This is a genomic window from Mycobacterium sp. 852002-40037_SCH5390672 (assembly GCF_001665875.1).
GTDB lineage: Bacteria > Actinomycetota > Actinomycetes > Mycobacteriales > Mycobacteriaceae > Mycobacterium.
Map to the genome: position 1 here is coordinate 184,476 of NZ_LZTA01000097.1, position 16,752 is coordinate 201,227.

The 16,752-nt window shown below is 69.1% G+C and carries 16 protein-coding genes; 5 read left to right on the forward strand and 11 right to left on the reverse strand.

Annotation, left to right across the window (positions count from 1 at the left end):
• Both A5782_RS17975 and A5782_RS17980 read right to left on the reverse strand, forming a co-directional pair.
• Entirely contained in the window at window positions 1-1,029 is a 1,029-nt protein-coding gene (locus tag A5782_RS17975) for an NAD(P)-dependent oxidoreductase (protein WP_067103021.1), read from the reverse strand.
• Window positions 1,026-1,802 carry an S-methyl-5'-thioadenosine phosphorylase gene (locus A5782_RS17980; protein ID WP_231986715.1) on the reverse strand — a complete coding sequence of 259 codons (777 nt, stop codon included), beginning with the start codon at window positions 1,800-1,802 and terminating at the stop codon, window positions 1,026-1,028. The genes A5782_RS17975 and A5782_RS17980 overlap by 4 nt, the downstream gene beginning before the upstream one ends.
• Window positions 1,803-1,886: 84 nt before the next feature.
• Here A5782_RS17980 and A5782_RS17985 point away from each other — a divergent pair, with 84 nt between their 5' ends.
• Together A5782_RS17985 and A5782_RS17990 are read left to right on the forward strand one after the other, a co-directional pair.
• Entirely contained in the window at window positions 1,887-2,759 is an 873-nt protein-coding gene (locus tag A5782_RS17985) for a 1,4-dihydroxy-2-naphthoate polyprenyltransferase (protein WP_067103165.1), read from the forward strand.
• 98 nt (window positions 2,760-2,857) lie between these two features.
• A complete protein-coding gene (locus A5782_RS17990; RefSeq protein ID WP_067103024.1) occupies window positions 2,858-3,865 on the forward strand; it encodes a beta-ketoacyl-ACP synthase III in 1,008 nt (335 codons plus the stop codon).
• On the opposite strand, the gene A5782_RS17995 is transcribed toward A5782_RS17990, so the two are convergent.
• Window positions 3,862-4,257, reverse strand: a complete 396-nt coding sequence (locus tag A5782_RS17995; RefSeq protein WP_067103026.1) for a DUF4229 domain-containing protein — start codon at window positions 4,255-4,257, stop codon at window positions 3,862-3,864. The two genes, A5782_RS17990 and A5782_RS17995, sit on opposite strands and share 4 nt — an antisense overlap.
• 46 nt (window positions 4,258-4,303) lie before the next feature.
• On the opposite strand from A5782_RS17995, the gene A5782_RS26260 reads away from it, so the two are divergent.
• Window positions 4,304-4,465: a hypothetical protein gene (locus A5782_RS26260; protein WP_085977768.1), complete on the forward strand. Its 162-nt coding sequence runs from the start codon at window positions 4,304-4,306 to the stop codon at window positions 4,463-4,465.
• Between the two features lie 161 nt (window positions 4,466-4,626).
• Here A5782_RS26260 and A5782_RS18000 read toward each other — a convergent pair whose 3' ends face one another.
• The 8 genes from A5782_RS18000 to A5782_RS18035 all read right to left on the reverse strand — a co-directional run bounded on the left by A5782_RS18000 (window position 4,627) and on the right by A5782_RS18035 (window position 12,477).
• The gene (locus A5782_RS18000; protein ID WP_067103028.1) at window positions 4,627-5,925 is read right to left on the reverse strand and encodes a MinD/ParA family protein; all 1,299 of its coding nucleotides are present in this window, start codon (window positions 5,923-5,925) and stop codon (window positions 4,627-4,629) included.
• A gap of 62 nt (window positions 5,926-5,987) precedes the next feature.
• Window positions 5,988-6,971, reverse strand: coding sequence for a c-type cytochrome biogenesis protein CcsB (gene ccsB / locus A5782_RS18005; RefSeq protein ID WP_067103030.1), 984 nt, complete (start codon window positions 6,969-6,971; stop codon window positions 5,988-5,990).
• Complete coding sequence (locus A5782_RS18010) at window positions 6,968-8,599, reverse strand: cytochrome c biogenesis protein ResB (RefSeq protein WP_067103032.1); 1,632 nt, start codon at window positions 8,597-8,599, stop codon at window positions 6,968-6,970. The genes ccsB and A5782_RS18010 overlap by 4 nt, the downstream gene beginning before the upstream one ends.
• A gap of 59 nt (window positions 8,600-8,658) precedes the next feature.
• Entirely contained in the window at window positions 8,659-9,438 is a 780-nt protein-coding gene (locus A5782_RS18015; protein ID WP_067103034.1) for a cytochrome c biogenesis CcdA family protein, read from the reverse strand.
• Entirely contained in the window at window positions 9,435-10,085 is a 651-nt protein-coding gene (locus tag A5782_RS18020; RefSeq protein ID WP_067103167.1) for a TlpA disulfide reductase family protein, read from the reverse strand. Before A5782_RS18020 ends, A5782_RS18015 begins: the two co-directional genes overlap by 4 nt.
• Window positions 10,085-10,693, reverse strand: a complete 609-nt coding sequence (locus A5782_RS18025; protein WP_067103035.1) for a histidine phosphatase family protein — start codon at window positions 10,691-10,693, stop codon at window positions 10,085-10,087. Before A5782_RS18025 ends, A5782_RS18020 begins: the two co-directional genes overlap by 1 nt.
• Window positions 10,693-12,042 (reverse strand): glutamate-1-semialdehyde 2,1-aminomutase, encoded by a 1,350-nt coding sequence (gene hemL, locus A5782_RS18030; protein WP_067103037.1) that lies wholly within the window; start codon window positions 12,040-12,042, stop codon window positions 10,693-10,695. The genes A5782_RS18025 and hemL overlap by 1 nt, the downstream gene beginning before the upstream one ends.
• Window positions 12,043-12,132: 90 nt before the next feature.
• Window positions 12,133-12,477 (reverse strand): hypothetical protein, encoded by a 345-nt coding sequence (locus tag A5782_RS18035; RefSeq protein WP_067103039.1) that lies wholly within the window; start codon window positions 12,475-12,477, stop codon window positions 12,133-12,135.
• A 74-nt stretch (window positions 12,478-12,551) separates the two neighbouring features.
• On the opposite strand from A5782_RS18035, the gene A5782_RS18040 reads away from it, so the two are divergent.
• Together A5782_RS18040 and car are read left to right on the forward strand one after the other, a co-directional pair.
• Entirely contained in the window at window positions 12,552-12,947 is a 396-nt protein-coding gene (locus A5782_RS18040; RefSeq protein WP_067103041.1) for a nitroreductase family deazaflavin-dependent oxidoreductase, read from the forward strand.
• Window positions 12,948-13,102: 155 nt separating this feature from the next.
• The gene (gene car, locus A5782_RS18045; protein ID WP_067103043.1) at window positions 13,103-16,669 is read left to right on the forward strand and encodes a carboxylic acid reductase; all 3,567 of its coding nucleotides are present in this window, start codon (window positions 13,103-13,105) and stop codon (window positions 16,667-16,669) included.
• Window positions 16,670-16,752 lie beyond the last annotated feature (83 nt).

Genomic DNA, 16,752 nt, shown 5'->3' on the forward strand with positions numbered 1-16,752 from the left:
TCACCGAAGGGGCGCGAAGGCGAATTCACGTAACCCGTCGCCCGGTGCGACGGCCGCACGGAAGCCCAGCACCTCGGCGGCCCGGGACGGGTCGGCGACGATGTGGCGCACGTCGCCGCTGCGGTACTGCCCGGTGATCACCGGGGACACCGAACCGCCGCGCGCGTCGCACAGTGCGCCGGCCACCTCCAAAATCGAGATGGGTTGTCCCGAACAGACATTGACCGCAGTGAAGCCCTCGCGTTGCTGTGTCGCCGCGACGTTGGCGGCGGCCACGTCGTCCACGTGGACGAAATCACGCATCTGCCCGCCGTCCTCGAAAACCTTTGGCGGATCTCCCTTTTCCAGCGCCGATCGGAAGATCGCCGCCACCCCGGAGTAGGGGGTGTCGCGCGGCATGCCGGGGCCGTAGACATTGTGGTAGCGCAGTGCCACCACCGAGCCGCCCGTGGCCTCAGACCACGCCAGCGCGTAATGCTCCTGCGCGGTCTTACTGGCGGCGTACAGGCTTCGTGGCCGCAGGCAGGCGTCCTCGTCCACGAGGCGCCAGTGCAGTTCCTCACCGCCAACCGGGCAAAGGTGCTCGAAGGTTCCGGCGTCGAGGTCCGCGCGCCGCCGCGGCAGCGGGTCCACGGGTCCGTGCAGATCGCAGTGATAACTGCCCTGTCCGTACACCACCATCGACGAAGCCAGCACCAGGCGGCGCACCCCGGCGGCGAACATCTGCGCCAGCAGGACCGTGGTGGCCAGATCGTTGTGGCCGCCGTAGGCGGGGGCGTCGGCGGCGTCCACGCCCGCACCCACCATCGCCGCCTGATGACACACCACGTCCACGCCGGCCAACAGTGGGGCCAGCGCGTCGGCGTCGCGCACGTCGACACGGTGACAACCCTGCGGCAACACCGGATTCGGGCCGTGCGCGGCAGCCAGCAACGCATCGACGGCGACCACGTCGTGTCCCGCGGCCCGCAGCGCGGCATCCACCCGCGCACCGATGAAGCCGGCCGCCCCGGTCAACAGCACCCTCACGGCAGCTCGATGGGCAGGGTGACCCCGGCGTGCGGCAGGCAATGCGTACAGGTGCGGTCGGCGGCGACCCGGCCGATGGCCTGGCGCACCAGCGTCTTGAACACTTCGACGTTCTTCTCGAATTGGGCGAACACGTCGACGGCCTTCACGCCCTCGCCGGTGCTCACACCGGCATCCAGATCGGTCACCAAAGCGACTGCCGCATAGCATATTTCGAGTTCACGGGCGAGCACCGCCTCCGGATAGCCGGTCATGTTGACCAGCGAGAACCCGGCGGAGGCGAACCACTGGCTTTCGGCGCGGGTGGAAAAACGCGGCCCCTGGATCACCACCATGGTGCCGCCGTCGACCACGCCGCGCAGGCCGGTCACCGCGTCGCGCAGCGTCGGGCAGTAGGGGTCGGCGAAGTCGACATGGATGCCGCCGGAGTCGAAATAGGTGTCGGCGCGGCCCCTGGTGCGGTCGACCAGCTGGTCGGGCACCACGACGGCGCCCGGGCCGAGTTCGGGTTTGAGGCTGCCCACCGCGCACGGCGCGAGCACCCGCCGCACGCCGAGCTGGCGCAGGGCCCACATGTTGGCCCGGTAGGGCACGGTGTGCGCGGAGAATTCGTGCTTGGCACCGTGGCGGGGCAGGAAAGCCACCTCGTGGTCGCCGATGGCGCCGACGGTGACCGGGGCGCTCGGCGACCCGTACGGAGTGTCGACGGTGGTGTCGTGGGAGTCGGCTCCGAAGAAGGTGTAGAAGCCGCTGCCGCCGATGACTCCGAGCATCCGACCATTGTGGTGCATGACGCCGGGGCGATCGCGGCTGCGGGGCATGGGGATCTCAGGCCCGCATCCTGGCAGGATATCCGTGTGGCCAATTTCGGGCAGTGGATTTCCGGTGCACGGCCGCGGACGTTGCCCAACGCGGTGGCGCCGGTGGTGGCGGGCACCGGGGCGGCCGCGTGGCTGCACTCCGCGGTGTGGTGGAAGGCGCTGTTGGCGCTGGCCGTCGCGCTCGCGCTGACCATCGGCGTCAACTACGCCAACGACTACTCCGACGGCATCCGCGGCACCGACGACGACCGGGCCGGCCCGGTGCGCCTGGTCGGCTCGCGCCTGGCGGCGCCCCGAGCGGTGCTGGGCGCCGCGGTCGCCAGCCTGACGATCGGTGCACTCGCCGGACTCGCGCTGGCGCTGTTCAGCGCCCCGTGGCTGATCGCGGTGGGAGCGGTGTGCCTCGCCGGGGCGTGGCTGTACACCGGCGGGTCGAAACCCTACGGCTACGCCGGTTTCGGCGAGGTCGCGGTGTTCCTGTTCTTCGGGCTCGTCGCCGTGCTGGGCACCCAGTACACCCAGACGCTGCGCGTGGACTGGGTGGGCCTGGTGCTGGCGGTGTCGATCGGGGCGCTGTCCTCGTCGGTGCTGGTGGCCAACAACCTGCGGGACATTCCCACCGACGCGCACTCCGGGAAGATCACCCTGGCGGTGCGGCTGGGCGATGCCCGCACCCGGATCCTGTACCAGGCGCTGCTGGGGACGGCCGGGGTGTCGACCCTGGTGCTGATGCTGGCGACACCGTGGTGCGCCGTGGGACTGGTGGCCACCCCGCTGGCGCTGCGCGCGGCGGCCCCGGTGCGATCCGGCCGCGGCGGGCCGGAGCTGATCCCGGTGCTGCGCGATACCGGGCTGGCGATGCTGGTATGGGCGATCGCGGTGGCGGCGGCATTGACCGTGACTACCTAACGACTACGTAGGGGCTACTTAGAGTGCAGGCAAAGGACCCCGGGCGCGGCGCTTTTGGGGTACTTTTGCGTCTGCTCTGGCGATAGCGGAGGACCGCAATGAAGCAGATAGCCGCGACCAGCGGGCCCACGAACATCGGCTTGCTCAGTGTCGGGTCGTACCGACCCGAGCGGGTGGTCACCAACGACGAGCTCTGCGAAAACATCGACTCGTCCGACGAGTGGATCTTTTCGCGAACCGGAATCAAGACGCGCCGGTTCGCCAGACGCGACGAATCGGTCACGTCCATGGCGACCGCGGCCGGGCTGGAGGCGATCGCCCGGGCCTCCCTGCAGCCGGCCGACGTCGATTGCGTCATCGTCGCCACCAGCACCCATTTCACGCAGACCCCCGCGTGCGCACCGGCAGTCGCCACGGCACTGGGCGCGGGCGGCGTGCCCGCGTTCGACGTCTCGGCCGGCTGCGCCGGCTTCGGCTACGCGCTCGGCGTGGCGGCCGACATGGTTCGCGGCGGGACGGCCGCCAAGGTGCTGGTGCTCGGCTCGGAGAAGCTGTCCCCCACCGTGGACATGAAAGACCGCAGCAACTGCTTCATCTTCGCCGACGGCGCGGCCGGAGTGGTGGTGGGTGAGACGTCCGACCAGGGCATCGGCCCCACCATCTGGGGCAGCGACGGCGCACAGGCCACCGCCATCCGCCAGGACATCGAGTGGATCGACTACACGGAGAACCCCACCGGCGAGCGCCCGTACCTTCGGCTCGAAGGCAGCGCGGTCTTCCGGTGGGCGGCGTTCGAGATGGGCAAGGTCGGTCGGCAGGCCATGGACGCGGCCGGAGTCCGGCCCGACGAGATCGACGTTTTCCTGCCGCATCAGGCCAACAGCCGGATCAACGAGGTACTGGCCAAGAGCCTCGATCTGCGCCCGGGTGCGATCGTCGCCAACGACATCGAACACACCGGAAACACCTCCGCCGCGTCCATTCCCTTGGCGATGGCCGAACTGCTGGCGACCGGGGCGGCCAAGGCCGGCGACCTGGCGCTGCTGCTCGGATACGGCGCCGGCCTGAGCTATGCCGCTCAGGTCGTGCGGCTGCCGAACGGCTAAGCCCGCCCTGATTCTGGGTCGCCGCCCTCGTCGGGCGTCGTGTCCCCGTGCAGTCGGGCCTGGAGCAGTTCGCGTTCGCGGCGGCGTCGTTCCCCGGCGATCGCGAGCGCGGCGGTGGCCCGCCGGCGCAGCGGGGCGAACACCCAGATTCCCAGGGGCATCGCGATGATCAGCGCGAACAGCACGGCCACCACGATGGGAAACTGCGCGATGCCCGCCAAGCGCGCGACACCGTAGATCACGCCGGTGAGCGCGACCGCCAGCAGCACCCGCGCCGCCATGTACACCAACACGTGCACGGCCACCCGATTTCCGGCGGGTTGCGCCGCGCCCTCGCTCGCGCCGTGGTCTCCCGTGCTTCCGGTGCTGCCGTCGCTGGCTTCTTGTGACACAGGCTGAGCCTACGGCGCGGGTATATTCGCCCCAAGGAGGTGTTGCGTGCTCTACCTGCTGCTCGTCGTGATTTTGGGGACGCTGATCTACGTTGGCTGGCGTGCGGCGCGATCGCAGGCCCACCGGCCGAAGACGCGCGTCATCGGGCCCGACGACGATCCAGATTTCCTGCGGCGGTTGGGCCACGGCGACAACAACCCGCGCTAGCGTGATGGCGACGGCCCGCCGCGCCCGGCTTCGCCGCGCTTGCGACCGCCGCTAGCTTGACGGCGACGGCCCGCCGCCCCCGGCTTCGCCGCGCTTGCGACCGCCGCTAGCTTGACGGCGACGGCCCGCCGCCCCCGGCTTCGCCGCGTTTGCGACCGCCGCTAGCCGAGCACTCCCGGGTTGTGTTGGTCGCCGGGGAACCCGTCGGCGACGATGGCGGCCAGCTCGGTGAGCGCTTCGCGCGTCCCGCGCCGTAACCGGTCCAGATCGATCTCGGCGCCCTCTTCGAGGTGCGAGTCGAACGGCACCAGCTGGACCGCGCGGCAGCGCCGGGAGAAGTGGTCGATCACCTTGTTCATGTCGACCTTGCCCGGGCGCGACTTCACCCCGTTGATGACCGCGATGGAGTTGCGGACCAGGTCTTCGTGACCGTGGGCATCCAGCCAGTCCAGCGTCGCCGAGGCACTGCGCGCACCGTCGATGGACGCCGAACTGACCACGACGAGGGCGTCCGCCTTCTCCAGCACCGAGCTCATCACCGAGTGCAGCAGTCCGGGCCCGCAGTCGGTGAGCACCAACCCGTAGAACCGTTCCAGAATGTCCAGGATCCGCTCATAGTCTTGGGCGCTGAACGCTTCCGATATGCCGGGATCGGTTTCGGACGCCAGCACCTCCAGACCGCTGGGCCCCTTGGAGGTGTAGCGGCGCACATCGCTGTAGCGCTCGATGGTTCCGGCGTCGTGCAGTAGCTGACGTACCGTCGCGGCCGTCTCCAGCGGGATCTTCTGGCTCAGCGTGCCGCGGTCGGGGTTGGCGTCCACGGCCACCACCCGGTCACCGCGGATGGAGGCAAAGGTGGCGCCCAGCGTCGCGGCAATCGTGGTCTTGCCCACGCCGCCCTTCAACGACAGGAACGCCACCCGATAGGAGCCCCGCAGCGGCCGGTTCACCTGGGCGACCAGGTTGTTGTACCGGGTGGCTCGTGGGCTCTCGCCCAGGTTGATCAGCCCGCCGGACAGCTTGAACAGCAGCAGCCGCCATCCGTCGGACGGCGGCGGCGCGACCGGCCGCAACAACATGCCGGTGGACAGTTCCGGATACGGGGTGTGTGGCAGGTGCTCCGGACGCTGCGGCGCCCCCTTGATCTGGGTGGGCGGCGCGTCCGGGCCGGTGTAGTAGGCGCCATACGCAGTGGGGTCGACGCGTGGGATGCCGGTCACCGGCGTGGGATCCCAAGGCGGCATCCCACCCGGGCTGGGCGGCGCGGCGGGCTGGCCTTGGGGACCGGGGACGCGGCGTTCGGTACGGAATCCGGCGAAGGCGCGGGTGGGGGCGTCACCCCCGGACTCGGCCTGCTGTTGCGCGGGCGCCTGCTGGTCTGCCGCCGGCGACGTCTGTGGGGGTATCTGCGTGGTCGGTTGTTCGGGCGCCCCCACGCCCGCCGTTGGATGCTCGGTCACTGCACTCCCCCTTGTTGTGCGTTTCTCCCGTGTCGTGCGCTATTCGGGCCGGTTGTGCACCCTCACCCGACGCCCGCATAAGAATGCAGGCCCACAGTGACCAGGTTAACGAAGAACAAATTGAAGACCATGGCCACAAACCCCGCGACATTGATCCAGGCGGCTTTCCGGTCCCGCCATCCCGCGGTTGACCTGGCGTGCAGGTACGCGGCGTAAATCACCCAGGCGACAAAAGACACCGTCTCCTTGGGATCCCAGCCCCAATATCGGCCCCAGGCTTCTTCGGCCCAGATGGCTCCGAAAATGACGCCGAAACCGAACACCGGAAAAGCGAAAATCGTCGTCCGATAGGCGATGCGGTCCAGCGTCTGCGCGTCGGGGAACCGCTGCACCAGCCGGCTCAGCGCGGTGTGCGTGCTGTGTTCGGGGTCTGCCAGCGGCGACGTGCGCAGCAGGAACAGGATGCTGGCGATGCCGGCCACCAGGAACACCCCCGATCCCAGGCTGACCACCGACACATGGATGGGCAGCCAGTAGGACTGCAGTGCGGGCATCACCGGCGCGGCATTGGTGTAGAGCCAGCGACCGGACACCGTGAGCAGGATCAGCACCGGCAGCAGCAGAAAAACCCACAGCGGACGGTATTGCGGGCGGCGCAACACGACCGCTCCGGCGATCAACCCGCACAGGCAGGTCAGGTTGATGAATTCGTACATGTTGCCCCAGGGCACCCGGACGGTGGCCAGGCCGCGCAGCACCAGGCACGTCAGCAGAAGTCCGATGCCCAGGTACACCACGGCCAACCCGGCCCGGCCGACGCGCTCGTCGATCGGGCGTTGGCTTGTCTCCTCCACCACGCCTGGAGTGGCGGAGTCCGCGCTGACCGCACCGGCCAGCACCCGGGCACGCTGATCGGCGCGGCGCCCGCCGGCGTAGGCCAGCTCGAAGGCCAACAGCAGCAGCGCGATGACCAGGGCCACCACCGCCGACGTGAACGCCCAGTCGGAGTAGCGCGCCAGCTCGATGTTGACGTGCACGGTATTCATTTGACGTCCACCTCAGAACTCCTTTTGGACGCTGCGGGTGTCGCGTCGCCGTCCGGCGCGGCGGGCGGGGCGGCGCGAGCGGTGCCGGAGTCGCCGAAAACCAGCCGCTCAGACAGTCGCTCGAACTCGTCGCCCCAGCCGGAATTGTCGGTGCGCGCCAGGCCGCCCACTTCGACGTTCACCGTACCGGGCGTGCCACCGGCGTCGGGCGTCAGACGGACCCATATACGGCGGCGGCGCACCAGCAGCGACACCACCAGACCGCCCATCATCGTGATGGCGAAGACGAGCACCCACGTCTGGCCCGGGTCGTGCGACACCTGCAGGTTGACGAACGGCACGGCGCCGTCGAAGCGGATCACGGTGCCGGCCGCCGGCCCCTGGTCGATCCGGACCGACTGGCCCGCACGCAAATTGACCCGCTTCTCCTTGGTCAATCGGTGCTGCTCGATCAGCCGGGGGTCCAGGGTGAACAGCGACTGGGGCCGCCCGGTGTCCAGCCCGGTGTCGCCCCGGTAGATGTCGACGGCCACAGCCGGGGCTTCCAGGGCCGGGAAGCGTGACGACAGCAGCGTGCCTTCCAGCTGCTCGGTCGGCGCCAGCAGGCCCTGGATGGCGATCTCGTGGTTGCGGCGTTCCGCGGCGCTGGGATAGCTGCCGGCGGGCGGATCTATGCGCGCCACGCCCGACGAGAGCAGAGTCTGCGGATTGTCGGGCCGCCACTGCACGGTCGCCGTGCGGATCTGGCCGTCCGGGAAGGTGACGCTGAAGGTCGGCGCGTAACCGTGCCCCTGCAGGTAGACCCTGTCACCGCCGAGCCGTAGCGGGTGGTTGACCTCCAGCTGGTGATGCCGCCACCTGTTGGCGCTCAGGTCCTGGCCGGACTGGTAGTCGATGTTCGCGGCGAACGAGGTGGCCTGACCCGACGGCAGGTAATGCGCGACGAAGTCGTCGACCCGGATGCACAACGGGTGCAGCGAGGTGCCGTCGACGGTGTTGCCGGCCCGGAACGAGTCGAACGCGGCCGGCGAGGCCGAGCAGAAGCCGGGGCCGCCGTCGGCGATGACGATGACGTTGCCCTCGTAGCCGAAGAGCTTGCCGACGGCCACCGCGACCAGCAGGCCCAGCAGCGAGAAGTGGAAGACGATGTTGCCGAATTCGCGCAGGTAGCCCTTCTCGGCGGACACCTCGACGACTTCCGAACCGGCGGGCTCGGCCCCGTCCTGGTGCCGGATGGCGGTGCGCCAGCCGCGCAGCCGTCCGGCAACCGTGTTGGCCAGGGTGTTGAGCTCTTCGGCGCCGACGTGGACCTGGTGACTGGCGTATTTGGGCAGCCGGGCCAGGTTGCGCGGTGCGGCCACCGGGGTGGACCGCAGGCTGCGGACGTGCTCGATCATCCGCGGGGTGAGGCAGCCGACCAGGGACACGAACAACAACACGTAGACGGCGGTGAACCAGAAGCTGGAGAACACGTTGAAGGCCTGCACCCGATCCAGCCACGGTCCGATCACCGGGTGGGCCTTCAGGTAGTCGTCGACCTTGCCGGCGTTGAGACTGCGCTGCGGCAGCAGCGCCCCCGGGATCGCCCCGAGTGCCAGCAGGAACAGCAGCACCAGCGCGGTGCCCATCGAGGTCAGCGCGCGCCAGGTGTTGCGGCTCGTTTGAACAAGCCCTACGAGGAGTTGCCTCAAATCGGCAACCTCACGTCGGAGACGAACGCGTCGCGCAGCCAGGAGATGACGTCGTTCCACACGCCGGTGACCAGCAGCGCGCCCACGGTGATCAGCAGGACGCCGCCGAAGATCTGGATGGCCCGGGTGTGCCGGCGCAGCCAGCCCAGGCCGCCGACCGCGCCGGCCGAGCCGAATGCGAGCAGCACGAATGGGATGCCCAGGCCCAGGCAGTAGGCGATCACCAACACGATTCCGCGCGCCACGCTGGCGCCGTCGGTCGCCGAGGCAACGGTGATCACGCCGGCCAGCGTCGGGCCCAGGCAGGGCGTCCAGCCCAGAGCGAACACCGCGCCCAGCACCGGCGCTCCGGCGACCGTCGTGAGCTGTCGGGGACTGAACCGGGCCTGCCGTTGCAGCGCCGGGACGAGGCCCACGAACACCAGGCCCATGCCGATGGTCAGCACTCCCCCGGCCCGTTGCAGCAGCAGTTGGTTGTTGATCAGTGTGGTCGTCATGCCGAGGACGGCGACGGTGCCGAGGACGAACACCGTGGTGAACCCGGCGACGAACAACGCCGCGGACCCCGCGACCCGCCATCGGGCGCCCGGCGGGGCTTTGATCGCACCTTCGGGCGGCTGTTCGTCAACCCCGACGACCGCGGCCAGGTACGACAGATAGCCGGGCACCAGCGGCACCACGCACGGCGAGGCGAACGACACCAGTCCGGCCAGCAGGCACACACCGAGGGCCACCAGAAGTGGTCCGGCGGCGGCGATCTGGGTGAATCCCGTCATTGCTGCGCCGGCCCTGCCTTACCGGCCGCGGTCGGCGATGCCTCACCGGCCAGTCGCTGCACCACCGGCTGCAGGTCGGTCGCCAGCAGTTCGCGCAGGAAAATCGCCGCGACGCGGTGCTGGCGGTCCAGGACCAGCGTGGACGGGATCACGGTGGTGGGGTATTTGCCGCCGAATGCGATCAGGGTGCGCATCGCCGGGTCGTAAATGGACGGGAACGTCACCTGGCGGTCGTTGACGAAGTCCAGCGCCGCCTGCCGGTTGTTGTCCCGGACGTCGATGCCGAGAAAAGACACCGGCGACGCCCCGCGGGTGGCGTCGTACACCTGCTGAAGCTGGGTGACCTCGGCGCGGCACGGCCCGCACCACTGCCCCCAGATGTTGATGACCACCACCCGGCCGGCGAAGATCGGATCGTCCAGTGACAGCGTGTGCGCCGGGTCGGCCAGGTCGGGCCCGGCCAGCGGTCCGGGGCGGCCGCGGCTGGACGGTGGGTCGTAGTAGATGTCGGTCTTGCCGCCGGGCGAGACGAATTCGAAGGTGCCGCCCTGGGCGACGGCGTCGTGCCCGGAGGAGCAGCCGGCGAGCAGGGCGGGCAGCAGCGCCGCCAGCACCGCCCCCGCCCTCGCCTGTCGTCGCCGGGTGATCAAGTCGCCGCCGGCTCGCAGTACTCGACGTCGACCAGCCGGTCGCCGTCGTAGACCAGTGTCGTCACCGACGCGAGCCCGCATTCCCGCCGACGCGGGTCGTGCCACAGTCGCCGGCCGGTGAGGTGCAGCCGCAGCGTCCACACCGGCAGTTGATGGCTGACGCACACCACCTCGTGGCCGGCGCCGCGGGCGCGGGCCTTGTCCACCGCCGTCTCCATCCGGGCGGCTATCTCGGCGTACGGCTCGCCCCAGGACGGCCGGAAAGGGTTGCGCAGCTGCCACCACACCCGCGGGTTGCGCCAGGCGCCGGCGCCGGGGCTGACCCGTTTGCCCTCGAAGAAGTTGGCCGATTCGATCAGATCCGGGTCGGTGTCGACGGCCAGACCGTGCTTGGCGGCGATGGGCGCGGCGGTTTCCTGGGCCCGTTGCAGCGGCGAGGCGATCACCGCGACGATGTCGCGATCGGCCAGCGCCTCGGCCACCGCGGCCGCCTGCGCCAGGCCGTTGTCGGAGAGGTGAAACCCGGGCAGGCGTCCGTAGAGGATGCCGCTCGGGTTGTACACCTCGCCGTGCCGCACGACGTGCACCCGGGTGTGCTCGGCCATCAGGACTTCCCCTCCTCGGCTTGCGCGGCGGCCCTGGCCGCCGCGGGCAGGGCGTCGGCGATCCGGTCGAACGCGCTGTCGTCCAGCGCGGTTGAGACGAACCACGCCTCGAAGGCGCTGCACGGCGGGTACACACCCGCGTCCAGCAGCGTGTGGAAGAACGGCGGATAACGCCAAGTCTGGGTGGCCCGCGCGGACGCGAAGTCCGTCACCGGTGTTTCGGAGAAGAACACGCTGAGCATGTTGCCGGCGCGCGGAACCTGGTGCGCTACACCGGCATTCGTGAGGGCTTCGGAGAACAGCCCCGCCAGGCGATCGGCGTTGGCGTCCAGCGCGGCGTAGGCGGCTGCGTCGGCGTTGCGCAGGGTGGCCAGCCCGGCGGCCATCGCCACCGGGTTACCCGACAGGGTGCCGGCCTGATAGACCGGGCCCAGCGGGGCCAGCCGCTCCATCACCTCGGCTCGCCCGCCGAACGCGGCGGCCGGCAAGCCGCCGCTCATCACCTTGCCGAAGGTGAACAGGTCGGCCTCGACCGGATCGATTCCGTACCAACCACTTCGGCTGACCCGGAAGCCGGTCATCACCTCGTCGATGATCAGCAGCGCGCCGTGCTCGGCGGTGATCGCGCGCAGCGCGGCGTTGTAGCCGGGTGCGGGTGGGACCACGCCCATGTTGCCGGGGCTGGCCTCGGTGATCACCGCCGCGATCTGGTCGCCGAACCGGGCGAAGGTCTGCTGCACGGCATCGATGTCGTTGTAGGGCAACACGATTGTGTCGGCGGCCGTCGCACCGGTGACCCCGGGCGAGGACGGTAGGCCCAGTGTCGCCACCCCGGAGCCGGCGTCGGCGAGCAACGCGTCGACATGGCCGTGGTAGCAGCCGGAGAACTTGACGACCTTGGCCCGGCCGGTGAAGCCGCGGGCCAGCCGCACGGCGCTCATGGTGGCCTCGGTGCCGGAGTTGACCAGTCGGATCCGTTCGACCGGTGCCACCCGCCCGATCATCTCGGCGGCCAGCTCACTCTCGGCCGGCGTGGGCGCCCCGAACGACAGGCCCGACGCGGCGGCCTTGGCCACGGCCTCGACAACGGCCGGGTGCGCGTGACCCAGGATCATCGGCCCCCACGAGCAGACCAGGTCCACGTAGCCGTTGCCGTCGGCGTCGGTCAGCCTGCACCCGCGTGCCGCGGTGATGAACGGTGGCGTCCCGCCCACCGCGGTGAACGCGCGGACCGGGGAGTTCACCCCACCGGGAATGACGGCGCAGGCATCCTCGAACAATCGGGCCGACGCCGCCGTAGCCCGGGGGGCCCCGGTGGCGTGCGCGGTCGCCTGATCACTGCTTCCCATGACGACTAGTGTCCCAGCCCGCGCGGGCCGTTCCACTACAGGGTGTAGCAGAACAGGCTGGGGGTAGGCGGCGCGGTCCGGGTGGCCGGGTTAATCGGCGCCCTGCTGGTCGGCTTCTTGCGCTGCGATGAAGTTGCGGCGGGCAGCCTCGTGTTCCTTGTCCGCCGCGCGTTGGTGCGCGGCGACGTCACCGAGACCCTCGGCGACCGCGCGTTCCTGGACTTCGGCGGCGCGCTCGTGCGCGACACCGGCTTCATAATGACGCTGCACCCCACGTAGGTGCGCCGCCTGGTCACGCTCACGAGAAAGCTCGGCACGCTGCGCCGCGTGCGCCACGTCCGATGCGGTGATGGACTTTCCCGCGGCGAGTTCCTGCTCCCTGCGCACCAGTTCCTGAGCGCGCCGGGCGGCGTCGTCACCCGGTGATTCCGCCATGAGACGACAGTAGACCTGTTGCTGCGCGAAAGATTGGGTTGTCCTGGCCCGGCACCTGCGAGTTGGATGGTGGTATGCAACTCCCACAAGGACTTGCCCGGTTCAACCGTCACGTCACCAACCCGATTCAGCGGATCTGGGCCGGTTGGCTTCCGCCGTTCGGGATCGTCGAGCATGTCGGACGGCGCTCGGGCAAGCCGTATCGGACACCAGTCAACGTGTTCAACACCGATCTCGAGGGCAAACCCGGGGTGGCCATCCTTCTTACCTATGGCCCCGACCGCGATTGGCTGAAGAACCTGAAGGCGGCGGGCGGTGGGCGACTGCGCAGCAAAGGCAAGACTTTCGGCATCGCCGATCCGCGCGTGGTCACCAAGGACGAGGCCGCGGCGCACGTAACACGCAGGGTGCGACCGGTTTTCGCGAGGCTGCCGTTCGAGCAAGCGGTGTTGCTCACGCGGACGCCCTGACGACCGGGCGAGGCGGATCGCGGCGGCTGGTGTTGCGGCCCCGGCGAGCGCGACGCTGACCGCGCTGACCAGTCGACCGAACGAAAGGGCGCTGACTGGGCGCGGCCGGGGCGGGTATACGGCAGCGGCACGCGCGCGACGAGAGGAAGCCGCCGATGACTGAGACCGTCAACGACTCAGACCGCGAACAGCGACTGGCCGAGCGCGTCGAACAGCTTTATGCCAACGACCCGCAGTTCCGGGCCGCCGCGTCGATGCCGGAAGTGACCGACGCCGCGCATCGCTCAGGGTTGCGGCTGTCCGAGGTCGTCGACACCTATCTGAGTGGTTATGCCGACCGGCCGGCACTGGGGCAGCGCGCCTGCGAGGTGGTGCGCGATCCGGCATCCGGGCGCGCAGCGACGACACTGCTGTCCGGATTCGAAACCATCACCTACCGCGAGCTGGGTGGCCGGGTCGCGGCGCTGGCCGCCGCGTGGCAATCCGATCTGCCGGGCGGCTTCAATCCGGGCGATTTCGTCTCCGTCCTGGGCTTCACCAGCATCGACTACGTCGTGCATTACCTGGCGTGCATCCGGCTGGGCGCGGTGTTCGTGCCGCTGCAGACCAGTTCCACAGCGGCCCAGCTCGCCCCGATCGTCGCCGAGACGGCGCCGCGAATCCTTGCCGTGAGCGTCGAGTCCCTGGGCACCGCAGTCGATCTCGTCGTCGATGCGCCCTGGGTCGAGCGCCTGGTGGTGTTCGACTACAGCACCGAGGACGACGAGCAGCGCGGCCACTACGACCAGGCCCACGAACGGCTGCGTGACGCCGGGCATCGCGCCAAGGTGGTGTCGCTTTCCACCGAACTCGAGTCGGGCCGCGGGCTCCCGCCAACTCCGGCCTTTGTCCCGGCGGATGGCGAAAACCCGCTGGCCACACTGATTTACACCTCTGGCAGCACCGGCGCCCCGAAAGGCGCCATGTATACCACCGACATGATGACCCGGATCTGGCAGCGACCGCACAGTCCGTCGGTGGACATCGGCAGGCCGGTTCCGGCGATCCACCTGCAGTACATGCCGCTTTCGCACGTATACGGGCTGGAATGGTTGATCGCCACCCTGGCCTCCGGGGGTATCGGCTACTTCGCCGCCAAGAGTGACATGTCCACCCTGTTCGACGATATCAGTTTGGTCCGGCCCACCGCCCTGAACCTTGTTCCGCGGGTGTGCGACATGTTCTTTCGGCGCTACCGCAAAGAGCTCGACCAGCGCTCCGGCGGTGAGCTCGCCGGGGAGCAGCTCGATGACATGGTGAAAGCCGAACTGCGGCAAGACTTCATCGGTGGGCGGGTCATATCGGCGATGTGCGGCAGCGCCCCGCTGTCCAAGCAGATGCACGCCTTCATGGAGTCGCTGCTCGACATCCCGGTGGCCGACGGCTACGGCGCCACCGAGACCGGCGGCGGCATCATGCGCAGCGGCAGGATCAGGCGCCCACCGGTGACCGACTACAAACTGGTCGACGTCCCCGAGCTGGGCTACCTCACCACCGACAAGCCGTACCCGCGCGGCGAGCTACACCTCAAGGCCAGCAACGTGATTCCCGGGTATTTCAAACACCCCGAGCTGTCGGCGAAGATCTTCGATGACGAGGGGTTCTACAAGACCGGTGACATCATGGCCGAGCTCGGGCCCGACCACCTGGTGTATCTGGACCGCAGCAACAACGTGATCAAACTCTCGCAGGGTGAATTCGTCGCGGTCTCACAGTTGGAGGCGACCTTCTCGACGAGCCCGTACATCCGGCAAATCTTCCTCTACGGCAGCAGCGAGCAGCCGTTCCTGCTCGCGGTGATCGTGCCGAACGACGACGCGGTGGGCGATGGGGACGCGCGTGCCCTGATCGCCGACTCGCTGCAACGGATCGGCTCCGACGCCCGCTTGCACCCCTACGAGATCCCGCGCGACTTTCTGTTGGAGCCACAACGTTTCACCCGGGACAACGGATTATTGTCCGGGGTCGGCAAGCTGCTGCGGCCGGCCCTCAAGGCGCACTACGGCGAACGCCTCGACGCCATGTACGACGACATCGAGGCCAGCCACGGCAACCAGCTCGGCGAGCTGCGCTCCGCCAGCCGCGAGCTGCCCACGATCGATACGGTCCGGCGGGCGGCCGCGGCCACGCTGGGCCTGCCGGCGGACACCGCGCTGCGCGCCGGCGCGAAGTTCATTGAGCTCGGCGGTGATTCGCTGTCCGCGTTTTCGTTCGCCACACTCCTGGCGGAGATCTTCAACATCGATGTGCCGGTGCAAACGATCGTCAGCCCCACCGCCAACCTGAGCACCGTCGCGAACTTCATTGATGGAGAACGTACCTCGGTGTCGACGCGACCGACGTTCGCATCGGTGCACGGACGCGGCGCCACGGTGGCACGCGCGGCGGACCTGACGCTGGACAGCTTCATCGACGCCGACACGCTGGCCGCCGCGCCCCGGCTGCCCGCTGCCGCGGGCACGGTCAACACCGTGCTCCTGACCGGAGCCAACGGCTATCTCGGGCGGTTCTTGTGCCTGGATTGGCTCGAGCGGCTGGCACCCGACGGCGGCACGGTGATCTGTTTGGCGCGTGGCGCCGATCCGACCGCCGGACGTCAGCGCATAGAGGCGGCGATCGACAGCGGAGACGACGAATTGTCCGATCGCTTCCGCCGATTGGCCGACAAGCATCTGCGGGTGCTCGTCGGCGACGTGGGGGCGGCCAACCTCGGGCTGGACACACCCACCTACGAGCGGCTCGCCGAGTCGGTCGACCTCGTCGTGCATTCGGCCGCCCTGGTCAACCACGTGCTGCCCTACAGCCAACTGTTCGGACCCAACGTGGTGGGCACCGCCGAGATCATCAAGCTCGCAATCACCAAGCGGCTCAAGCTGATCAACTACATCTCCACCGTGGCGGTGACCACACTGCCGGACGGTAGCTTCATCGGCGAGGACGTCGATGTGCGCTCGGCGAGCCCCTCGCGGTCGCTCGACGAGTCGTATGCCAGCGGCTACGCCACGAGCAAATGGGCGGGCGAGGTGCTGCTGCGCGAGGCCCACGACTTGTGTGGCGTTCCGGTGGCGGTCTTCCGGTCCGACATGATCTTGGCGCACAGCCAATTCGCCGGTCAGCTCAACGTGCCGGACATGTTCACGCGCCTGATCTTGAGCGTGGTGGCCACCGGGCTCGCACCGCGGTCGTTCTATCAGCTCGATGCGTCCGGCAATCCGCAGCGCGCCCATTACGACGGGCTGCCGGCCGATTTCACCGCGGAGGCCATCACCGCTCTCGGGGCGCGTGCCCTGCGGGGCTATCACACCTACAACGTGCTCAATACCCACGACGACGGTGTTTCCCTGGACACCTTCGTCGACTGGCTCGTCGCCGGCGGACACCCGATCGAGCGCATCGACGATTACCAGCAGTGGCTGGCCAGATTCACCGAGGCGATGAAGGCGCTGCCCGAGAACCAGCGAAAGAGCTCCCTGCTACCGCTGATGAATGCCTACGCGAAGCCCGGTCAGCCGACGCACGGTACCGGCATGCCGGCCGAAAAATTCCGTGCCGCAGTGCAATCGGCGGGGATCGGTAGCGACAAGGACGTGCCGCACGTGACCGAGGCGTTGATCGACAAATATGTCACCGATCTGCAGCGGCTCGGTTTGCTGAGCAGCCGCGCCGGAGCCCATGCGGGGTGAGGGTTCGCTCTGGGTCACGCCCCGCCTCGGCACCGAGAACTCCGCCGTTGTGTGAGTCCGGAATTCGATAGCGCACGTGCTGG